This window comes from Inquilinus sp. (genome assembly GCF_057815775.1).
Map to the genome: position 1 here is coordinate 1 of NZ_JBYRFX010000693.1, position 8,924 is coordinate 8,924.

The following is an 8,924-nucleotide window of genomic DNA, read 5'->3' on the forward strand; positions in this document are numbered from 1 at the left end:
ACTACAACCCGCAGGCCTTCCGGGTCAGCTATCCCGGCAACAGCTACAACCGCTCCGCGATCGATCGCTTCAGGGGGACGCCGTGACCGCCGGCGTGGCCGTGCTGGGGCGGATCCTGGCCGCGCTGGCGTCCGGGGAGCCGCAGACGGCCGGTGATGTCATCGCGGGCACGGGGGTTGCCCGGTCCTCCGGCTTCGATGTGCTGCGCCGGATGGAGCGGGCGGGGCTGGTCGTTCGCGACATCAGCGGCCTGCTGGCGCCGGGGCCGGCCGCCGGGCGCTTCGCCTATTCCGCCCATGGGCTGGGCGGGCTGTTCGGCCCGGCCCGGCCGGTGCTGGACTGGCTGCGCGATGAGACCGGCGGCTCGGCCAGCCTCATGGCCGGAAAGTCAGTGCTGCACCGGGCTTCGGCCGAACGGGTGGCTGACACCGGTCTCACCGCCGCGATCCGTGATGGGGATGGCCGGGAGCGGGCGCGGCTCGACCTGGTCCTCGCATCCGATGCCGGCGAGGCGGAGAGGGGGCGGGCGCAGGGTCTGCTCACCGCCGCCGCCCGGCGCCTGCAGGATCATCTCGGCGATCCCGGCTGATCCGTCTGGCCGGACGCGGACACCAGTCCTGCAGCGAGAAACCGTAAAATCGTCCTGCTTCTGTCCGTAAGCCCTTGCATTCGGTTCAAAACGTCGCACCATAGAGTTACCGATGTGGCCAACAAGGAGGCTGCGGTGGGAAACGCACATTTCGAAAAGTGGCGATCCCTGGTGGAGGAATTTCGGGACAAAGCCCGGAAGCTCGAGTTGGAAGAGCACAACAATTGTGTGGCTCGGACCCTCGACGAACGCACCAGGGTTGCCGAAGCCCAGCAATTCATGGAAACCAGCGGCATCGGTGATGCGTTGTGCTCCGTGATCTGGACCGTGCGCCGTTTCGCGGCGTGGTCTTGTGGCCGGCACGCCAGTTCGGTGCCGTGCGACTACAGCAATGTCGAATTCCAGGCCGACAACCTGAAGGACTTCGCCGTCAGCTTCACCTATCGCGGGTGGCGCAACTACGGCCTGACCTTCCGGGAGCATACGGCGCATCTGGATCCGCGGGAAAACAGCCGGGGCGAAGCCTACCTGCTGTCGAACGGCGTGGCGGTGTTCGGCACGTCGATCGTCAGCCGGCCGGGTGCCGACTATGACGACTGGCAGCCAACGACGGTCGAGGCCTTTCGGCCGGGAGAGTGGATCGCCGATCTCCTGGAAATGCACGATGCGCAGAAGCGTGCCAAGCAGGCGGCCCAGAACCGACAGCTGAACGAGATGACCAGCCGCCGCGCTGCGATGATCTCGCTGGACTGAGGCAAGGAGCCGGCGGCGGTGCCGGCCCAGAGCCCGTTTTGGAATTCGTTCCGAAACGGGCTCTTAGTAGGCTGCTGAAGAAGTCCTCATTTTACGCTCCGGTCGGGTGACATATCACCGGTCGGCATAGGTGTTTGAACAGCCTGCTAAGAAGGTATTTCATGGATCTTTTGAGACGCGATGCCCTGTTGGAAAAAATTGGGGATGTAAACGAATCATCGGCGGCGGTGTCGTTGGAAGAATTCTTCGTTGGAAATGACGATGGTGCTTCGATTTGGTGCAATATTAGGAACCCAATCTCCCCTGATCGAGTTTTCGATATCTTAAAGAGGCTGCGAGATCGAGATAATGTGACGGATGTTGTTGTGCTGGTCACGCAGTATGACGGAGGAGAAGAGGAATGGCCTTTCTCCGACACGGTTTATGTCGTCATCACAGCGGACCCTGCTGACGTTCTTTCGTGGCTGGATCCGGAGCACGCCCCGGACGAACACTGGCTCGCCACCAAGCCCCAGGAGCTTAAAGTGCTCCGCATTCCGGAGGGGATGCACGCGATCGGATTGTGGTGGGACTAGGCTGGCCATTGTCTCATTGGAGCGAAGGTCGGTCTCGGTGGACGATGGAGAAGCCACCGGTCACCCCCTTCAACCGCTATCTGCTGTTCAACGCCTGCTAGAGGTGCCGGACCTCGGCGGGCCGTGCCGCCCAGTCGTTGTTGAGCCCGTCATAATAGGTGACCGGTGCGGCCATCAGTTCGTCGATGTCGACGCCGTCGAGGCAGGCGACATTGACGTTGTAATATTTGCTGCCGGTCATGTTGGGCAGGTCCACCCATTCGAAGGCGCGGATGCCGCAATGCCGGCAGAACTGGTGGTGCGCGACGCCTGAATTGAAGCGGTAGTCGGTCAATTCCGCCTCGCCGGCCAGCAGCCGGAAGGCGTGCGGCCTGACCTCGACCAGCCACAGGCGCATCTTGGTGCAGATGGTGCAGTTGCACTTCCCGGTGCCGGCGCTGATGTCCACATCCGCCTCGAACCTGATGGCACCGCAATGGCAGCTGCCGCTGTAGGTCCTGAGCATCGCCGTCTCCTGGGTTCACGCCTCGCCTGGTTCAAGCTCCGGGCGGCCGTCGCCGGTCACGCTGTGCGTCTGGTCGAGCACGGGCCTGACCTCGATGCTGCCCATCCGGGCCATCGGGCTGCGCCCGGCCAGTTCGACGGCCTCGTCCAGGTCGCGGGCCTCGATCAGGAAGAAGCCGCCCAGGAACTCCTTGGTCTCGGCGAACGGCCCGTCGGTGGTCGACCGCTGGCCGTTGCGAACCCGGACGATGACAGCGGTCTCGGGCGGCTGCAGCGGCTGCGCCAGGATCAACTGGCCGTGCCGCCTGATGTCCCAGTCATAGTCGACCGACTCATCGACCAGCTTTGCCCCTTCCTCCTGCGACAGCGCCGCCATGGCGCTGCCGTCGACATGGACCAGGCAGACATACTTCATCACAGCTCTCCCTTGCCGACATGCCAGCATAGTCGCCGCCATGTCCGCAATTCGACAGGGCTGGTCCGATTTTTCGGATTTGTCCCGAGGCCTCCGTCTTTCAGAAGATGAATTATCGAGCTTCGATCGGCGTCTGCTGCATATCGATCAATATTTTTTCCAAAGCCCTATGATGGAAGTCAAATCCACGATCATCGATCGAGCTTGGGGCTCCGTTGTCTGCATATGGCGTCAGCTGCCCAAAGAGTTGCATGCATCTCGGTATGTCAACCAACACGGTGAACCCGGCACTATGAAGTGTCTGCGCATTGCCGATTACCTGAGTAATATTTCTGGATAGTTTTGGTATCCCTGGGCTCTTGGTCCAATCTTCCTCGGTCTTGACTTCTCGAAGCGCGTCAAGGCATCTTTTGACAAGCGCGGGCACCTCGGAATGAAGGCTGGATAACGTGTGTTTGCGATAATCGATGGCTCTCTCGTATCTGCTTTTGAGAGTCTCGAGAGTGGTTTTTCTATGAAACGAATTATTTATTTTTTCGATTTCGCCGATGATTTTGTCGCATAACAGCTTCTCAGATCTTGGAGAAATTCGGCTTTTCTTGATTTCCAAAGCCAGGGTATGAACGCGGTCTGCCTGCGCATAGAACCACTCGGCCATCCTGAGTGCTTCGATCGCAGCTTCATACCGTCTTTTCCATTCGTCGAGAACGAACGGCTTCGGATTTACCAGAGAGAGGTTATCCCACGGCACAGGCTTATATAGATTCTCAAGATCCCGAAGCGCCTGCCCCATGCCGGTCTTGCCTGTTATCTTCGCCAGCTTGCTCCGGCCTCTGTTTTGGGTCCAATGTTGGCTGGTCAACTCCTCTGAATAGGGGATGGCTTCAGAGACGATCGGAAGCGACGGCATCGTCGAGTTCACCGTGCCCTGGGGCTTGTCATCAACGGCATTCGTCGTTGAGAGTGAAGGCGTGGCGGCCGTGGCCTCACCCAGCTGAGGTCGGGCTGGCCTCGGGCGTGGAAGCGGTCGAGGCGCAACCGCTGCCGTATCCGGCAGAGGGGTGAATTCGTTCAAGCCCTCTTGCAACAGACGCCCCAGCATGCCGGCCACACGGCGCTGTTGGTCGGCAAATGCCTCCGGACTGGCGCTTCCCAGGTTCTTCCGCTCGCCGTACGGGCGCAATATTCCATACCATTTCTGGCTTTGTGCCAAGTCTGCCTGGATGTCGAAGCCGGCGTCGCGGAGACGCTGACCCTGCGCAAGGGCCACCGTGATCTTGCGAATTTCCTGCTGGATGCCCGCTTTGCTCCATTCCTCGTCGCTCTTGACCTCGCGAATGGCGGTCAGTGCAGCGGCCACGCGATCAGGGATCTCGTTGTTGAGTGCGTCCGCGGCTTCCTGCTCTCTACCGAACACCTGATCGAACCGGGTATCGATCTCGGCGCCCAGATAACTGTCGGAACAGGACTGCAGCAGTTCGTCTGCTCTCGCCCGGATATTGATGCACTGATCGGCCGTGGTCTTCCCGATCTGTCTGCTCTTCAGAATCGATCCCGCCAACGCACGCACCGCAAGGGCTTTGTCGCGAACCCGGTCGGTCTTGAAGCGTTCCTCATTGGCGCTGTTTCTGACTTCATGCCATGCCTTGATCGAGAAAGGGCTTGGCTTGGGCATGCGCAGTTTTTGCCAATCGATCTCGCCATAAGCCAGTTCCAACTCGGCGAGGGCTCTTTCCAACTCCGGCTTCCCGTCGAATTTCCGGATCAGGCGGCCGGGGCTCCCGTTCCAGGCGTTGGCTGTCAACGCCTGTGGGTACTCGGCGTCTGATGCGATCGGATTCCAATCCGGGGGCCTGCGTTTGGGAGCAAGATCCAGGGGCCTGTTGTCGAGGGCAACGACGCCGGCCACCGTCCTAAGCCATACAATCACCGCCCCAGAGACGGGAATATGGGCCGTCTCGGGAGCAATGATGGATGTCTCCGATCCGGACTCCGATCCGCTATCGTCGAATTGCATGAACGTCGCATCGTGCTCGGCGTCAGGGGCGTCGCCGATGGCAGCAAGCCCTTCTTCGATGCCGATAACGGAATCCGCCTCGACCATCGGCTCAGACCGGCTCGACTTGTTCATCTTCCGACTTCCTCATCCCTGAAACCTGGGCCGGGACCAACGGGCCCGGTCCGGCCGCACACACTGGCAGCCATTCCAATGATCGCAGGCCTTTATTGCAAAAGCATTGCAATGCCGTAGGGATGGGTTTCGTCCGTCATATCGCGCCAGGCCGTCATGGCTGCCGGTCTGCGCCCTCGCTAGCCGCAGCCGCAGGAATCGCGGATGCGCAGCTCCGGCGCCAGGCGGATCGTCTTCGGCTTGGCGGCGGGATCCTGCAGCCGGCGCATCAGCAGCTGGATGGCAGTCTCGCCCAGCGCCGCGCAGGGCTGGGCCACCACCGTCAGCCGCGGGGTGAAGGCTGTGGCCCAGTCGAAATCGTCGAAGCCGGCCAGGGCGATGTTCTCGGGCACGCTCAGCCCTGCCTCGCGCAGGGCATGCATGGCGCCGATGGTCATCAGGTTGTTGCCGGTGACGATCGCATCGGGCCTGGGATCGCGCGCCAGCAGCCCATGCACCGCCTGCCGCGCCGGCTCCAGTGCCGAATGGCCTGTTACAACCAGCGCCGGGTCGAAGGTTAAGCCCGCCTGCTTCAGCCCGGCCTTGTAGCCGGCCAGGCGCTCCTGCGTGGTCGACAAGCCGGGCTGGCCTGAGACCAGAGCGATGCGGCGGTGGCCATGCGACGCCAGGTGCGTCACCAGCTCGACTGTCGACCGGCGGTTCTCGACCCCGACCTGGTCGAAATCGGGCGCGACCAGCCGGTCGATCAGCACGGTCGGGATGGCATGGGTGCGGAGGTAGTGCAGCGCCGCGCGCTCCGGGTCGGCCGAGGCGGCGAGGACGATGCCGTCGACCCGGCGCTGGTGCAGGGCGCGCACGGTCTGCAGCTCCTGCGCCGGGTCGTCATGGGTGTCGGCCAGGAAGATCATCAGCCCGTGGCGCTTCGCCTCGACCTCGATACCGCCGACCACCACGCTGAAATAATGGTTGGTGATCGCGGACAGGGCGATGCCGATCGACTGGGTCGTCGCCCCGGCCAGCGACCGGGCCAGCGTGTTCGGGATATAGGCGGTGCGGGCGATGGCAACCTCGACCGCCTGCACCGTGTCCGGGCTGACCTTGCGGGTGCCGTTCAGCACATGCGAGACGGTCGACACCGACACGCCGGCCTGGCGCGCGACATCGGCCATGGTCGAGGCGGGGGTGGTCCGGGACGGGCTGCGGGCCATCGGCGCTTTCTGCTGGGTTGGATCGATGAAGGGCAGCGGGAAGGCCAAGCCGAGGCCCGGCCCTCCCACACGCCATGGTCAGAAGGCGAATTCGCCGACATTCGCCGGGGTGACGATCTTGGCCGGCCCGAGCACGACCTCGCCGCCCTCACCGACCTTGTACTCGCCCAGCCGGCCGGCGGTGAAGCTGCTGCCCGGCTTGCCGTCCAGCTTGCACTGCGCCAGCGCCTGGGCGGCGTAATAGGTCAGGTAGCCCAGGTCCTTGACGTTCCACCAGATGTCCTGGGCGGCGCCGCTCTCGATGTACTTGCGGATCAGCGAGGCCGGGGCCAGGCCGGTCAGCTTGATCTTGCCGGTCATGCCGGCCTGTTCCAGCGCGCGGGCCGCCGCCGGCAGGCCGATGCCGGCCGGAACGATGATGCCCTTCAGGTTCGGGAAGGCCTGCGCCAGGGCCAGCGCCTGCTGCTGGTTGACCTGCTCGCTCTCCTCGCCATAGGCGACCTGGACCAGCTTCATCTTGGCGAATTTCGGATCGCCGGCCAGCCGGGCCTTCATGAAGTCGATCCAGGCGTTCTGGTTGGTCGCGGTCGGGGTCGAGGACAGGATGGCGAATTCGCCCTCGCCGCCGATCAGCTGGGCCATGCTCTCCAGCATCATCTCGGCCAGGCTGTCGCCCTTGGCCTGGTTCAGGAACAGGGTGCGGGCGGCCGGCGCGACGTCGGAATCATAGGACACGACGCGGATGCCCTGCGCCATCGCCCGCTTCAGCGCCGGGGCCACGGCATTGGCATCGTTGCCGGAGATGGCGATCACCTTCACCTGCTGCGACACCAGGTTGTTGATGAATTCGATCTGCGCCTCGGCGGTCGCCTGCGACGGCGCCTGCTGCACCACCTCGCCGCCGATCTCCTTCTGCGCCTCGTCCGCGCCGGTCTTGGCGACCTGGAAATAGGGGTCGGTGTCCAGCTTCGGCAGGAAGCCGACGGTGACCGGGCCGGTGGCGCACTCCTGCGCCAGGGCGGCGGCCGGGGCCAGGCTGCCGAGCAATGCGGCGGCCAGGGCCAGGCGGGTGATCCGTGATGTCATGGGTGGTGCCTCCTCCAATGGGTTGTCGTTGGGTGGTCCCGGCGCGTCCCACCGCGCCGATTGCGGGGCCGGCTCAGATGGAGCGCGGGCGAAGCCGTTCGAAGATGTGTTTCGAGGCGTTGCTCAGCAGCAGCGCGCCGATCAGCAGCAGGCCGATGATGGTGCCCTGGGCGTCGCCGCCGATCCGGCTGAGGCCCAGCGCGTTGCGGATCACCGCGATCAGCACCAGGGCCCACAGGACGCCGGTCAGCTTGCCGCGGCCGCCGAAGACGCTGACCCCGCCCAGCAGGGCGACGGTGATGATGTCGAGCTCGAACCCGACCGCGTTGTTGGCGCGGGCATTGGCCAGCCGGGCGGTGAACACGATGCCGGCCAGCGACGAGACCAGGCCGGACAGCACGAACAGCCCCAGCCGCAGCCGCGCCACCCGGATGCCGGAATACAGGGCCGTGGCCGGGTTGCCGCCCAGCACATAGATCCGCCGCCCGGCCGGGGTCCGCTGCAGCACCACGGCGAAGATGGGCGCCAGCACCAGGAACGGCACGATGGTCCAGGGAACCGGTGTGCCGAGCACGGACTCGATGCCGAAATCGGTGAAGGAATCCGGGAAGATGTTGACCGAGGCGGAGCCGAGGATGATGTAGCCGATGCCCCGGAACATCGCCATGGTGCCCAGGGTCACCACCAGCGACGGCAGGCCGAAGCGGACGACCAGCACGCCGTTGAAGCCGCCGAGGACGGCACCGGCCAGCAGCACCAGCGGGATGGCGGCCGCCATCGGCACCCCGGCCTGGACCAGGACGCCGAGGATGACGCTGCTGAGCGCCAGGATGCTGGCGACCGACAGGTCGATCTCGCGGGCGATGATCAGCAGCACCATCGGCAGCACGATCAGCGCCTTTTCCGACACGCCGGCCGCCGCCTGGGACAGGTTGAAAGCGGTGGCGAAGTTGGGTACCGCCAGCACGGCGTAGAGGATAACCGCCAGGGTCAGCGCCGCCAGGAAGGTTTCCCAGCTGGCGAAACGGCGAAGCCGGTCGCGCATCACGCTGCTGCCTTCATGCCGCGGCGGGCGATGGTGGCGTCGATCGCCACCGCCGCCAGGATCACCAGGCCGTAGATGCCCTGCAGCCACAGCGGGTCGACCCGCACCAGGGTCAGGCCGTTGTTGATGACCAGCAGCAGCAGCGCTCCCAGCAGCGTGCCCAGCACGGTGCCGGATCCGCCGCGGATGGCGACGCCGCCGACCACCACGGCGGCGATCACCGTCAGCTCGTAGCCCATGGCGACGCGGGCATCGACGGTGGCGTAGCGCGAGGCCCACAGCGCGCCGTCCAGCCCGGCCAGCAGGCCGGCGACCGCGAAGCTGGTCAGCACCCGCCGATGGGTCCGGATGCCGATCAGCGTCGCGCCGTCCGGGTTGGAGCCGATGGCGTAGAGCTCGCGCCCGGCCGGCAGATGGCGCAGCGCCAGCCCGGCGACAGCCAGGATCACCACGGCGATGACCACGACGCCGGGAATGCCCAGCAGCCTCGCGCTGGTCATGTCCAGCCAGGCTTGCGGCACCTGGTCGGCGCTGATCTGCTTGCCGCCGGCGACGATGCTGTTGAGGCCGCGGAACACCGCCAGCGTGCCCAGCGTCACCACGATCGACGGCACGCCG

Annotated in this window: 10 protein-coding genes; 3 read left to right on the top strand and 7 right to left on the bottom strand. The window is 64.7% G+C overall.

Annotated elements, in window-relative coordinates; translation table 11 throughout:
* Positions 1–82 precede the first annotated feature (82 nt).
* From AC3XYG_RS24055 to AC3XYG_RS24065, 3 genes are all read left to right on the top strand, one after another.
* Positions 83–589 carry a helix-turn-helix domain-containing protein gene (locus AC3XYG_RS24055; RefSeq protein ID WP_489142396.1) on the top strand — a complete coding sequence of 169 codons (507 nt, stop codon included), beginning with the start codon at positions 83–85 and terminating at the stop codon, positions 587–589.
* A 114-nt stretch (positions 590–703) separates the two neighbouring features.
* The gene (locus AC3XYG_RS24060) at positions 704–1,342 is read left to right on the top strand and encodes a hypothetical protein (RefSeq protein WP_489142397.1); all 639 of its coding nucleotides are present in this window, start codon (positions 704–706) and stop codon (positions 1,340–1,342) included.
* Between the two features lie 161 nt (positions 1,343–1,503).
* Positions 1,504–1,917: a YfbO family protein gene (locus AC3XYG_RS24065; protein WP_489142398.1), complete on the top strand. Its 414-nt coding sequence runs from the start codon at positions 1,504–1,506 to the stop codon at positions 1,915–1,917.
* Between the two features lie 97 nt (positions 1,918–2,014).
* On the opposite strand, the gene AC3XYG_RS24070 is transcribed toward AC3XYG_RS24065, so the two are convergent.
* The 7 genes from AC3XYG_RS24070 to AC3XYG_RS24100 form a co-directional block, all read right to left on the bottom strand.
* A complete protein-coding gene (locus AC3XYG_RS24070; protein WP_489142399.1) occupies positions 2,015–2,422 on the bottom strand; it encodes a GFA family protein in 408 nt (135 codons plus the stop codon).
* Positions 2,423–2,437: 15 nt separating this feature from the next.
* Positions 2,438–2,836, bottom strand: a complete 399-nt coding sequence (locus tag AC3XYG_RS24075) for a YciI family protein (protein WP_489142400.1) — start codon at positions 2,834–2,836, stop codon at positions 2,438–2,440.
* 112 nt (positions 2,837–2,948) lie between these two features.
* The gene (locus AC3XYG_RS24080) at positions 2,949–4,967 is read right to left on the bottom strand and encodes a hypothetical protein (RefSeq protein WP_489142401.1); all 2,019 of its coding nucleotides are present in this window, start codon (positions 4,965–4,967) and stop codon (positions 2,949–2,951) included.
* Positions 4,968–5,146: 179 nt separating this feature from the next.
* Positions 5,147–6,175: a LacI family DNA-binding transcriptional regulator gene (locus AC3XYG_RS24085; protein ID WP_489142402.1), complete on the bottom strand. Its 1,029-nt coding sequence runs from the start codon at positions 6,173–6,175 to the stop codon at positions 5,147–5,149.
* 78 nt (positions 6,176–6,253) lie between these two features.
* The gene (locus AC3XYG_RS24090; protein WP_489142403.1) at positions 6,254–7,261 is read right to left on the bottom strand and encodes a rhamnose ABC transporter substrate-binding protein; all 1,008 of its coding nucleotides are present in this window, start codon (positions 7,259–7,261) and stop codon (positions 6,254–6,256) included.
* Positions 7,262–7,334: 73 nt separating this feature from the next.
* Positions 7,335–8,306 carry an ABC transporter permease gene (locus AC3XYG_RS24095; RefSeq protein WP_489142404.1) on the bottom strand — a complete coding sequence of 324 codons (972 nt, stop codon included), beginning with the start codon at positions 8,304–8,306 and terminating at the stop codon, positions 7,335–7,337.
* Positions 8,306–8,924, bottom strand: a 619-nt coding sequence (locus AC3XYG_RS24100; RefSeq protein WP_489142405.1) for an ABC transporter permease, incomplete at its 5' end; no start/stop codon positions are given. The genes AC3XYG_RS24095 and AC3XYG_RS24100, both read right to left, overlap by 1 nt.

Excerpts from the sequence above, each read along its gene's own strand:
- AC3XYG_RS24065 (WP_489142398.1), top strand. The coding sequence starts at position 1,504 with ATGGATCTTTTGAGACGCGATGCCCTGTTGGAAAAAATTGGGGATGTA.
- AC3XYG_RS24070 (WP_489142399.1), bottom strand. The coding sequence starts at position 2,422 with ATGCTCAGGACCTACAGCGGCAGCTGCCATTGCGGTGCCATCAGGTTC.
- AC3XYG_RS24075 (WP_489142400.1), bottom strand. The coding sequence starts at position 2,836 with ATGAAGTATGTCTGCCTGGTCCATGTCGACGGCAGCGCCATGGCGGCG.
- AC3XYG_RS24080 (WP_489142401.1), bottom strand. The coding sequence starts at position 4,967 with ATGAACAAGTCGAGCCGGTCTGAGCCGATGGTCGAGGCGGATTCCGTT.
- AC3XYG_RS24085 (WP_489142402.1), bottom strand. The coding sequence starts at position 6,175 with ATGGCCCGCAGCCCGTCCCGGACCACCCCCGCCTCGACCATGGCCGAT.
- AC3XYG_RS24090 (WP_489142403.1), bottom strand. The coding sequence starts at position 7,261 with ATGACATCACGGATCACCCGCCTGGCCCTGGCCGCCGCATTGCTCGGC.
- AC3XYG_RS24095 (WP_489142404.1), bottom strand. The coding sequence starts at position 8,306 with ATGCGCGACCGGCTTCGCCGTTTCGCCAGCTGGGAAACCTTCCTGGCG.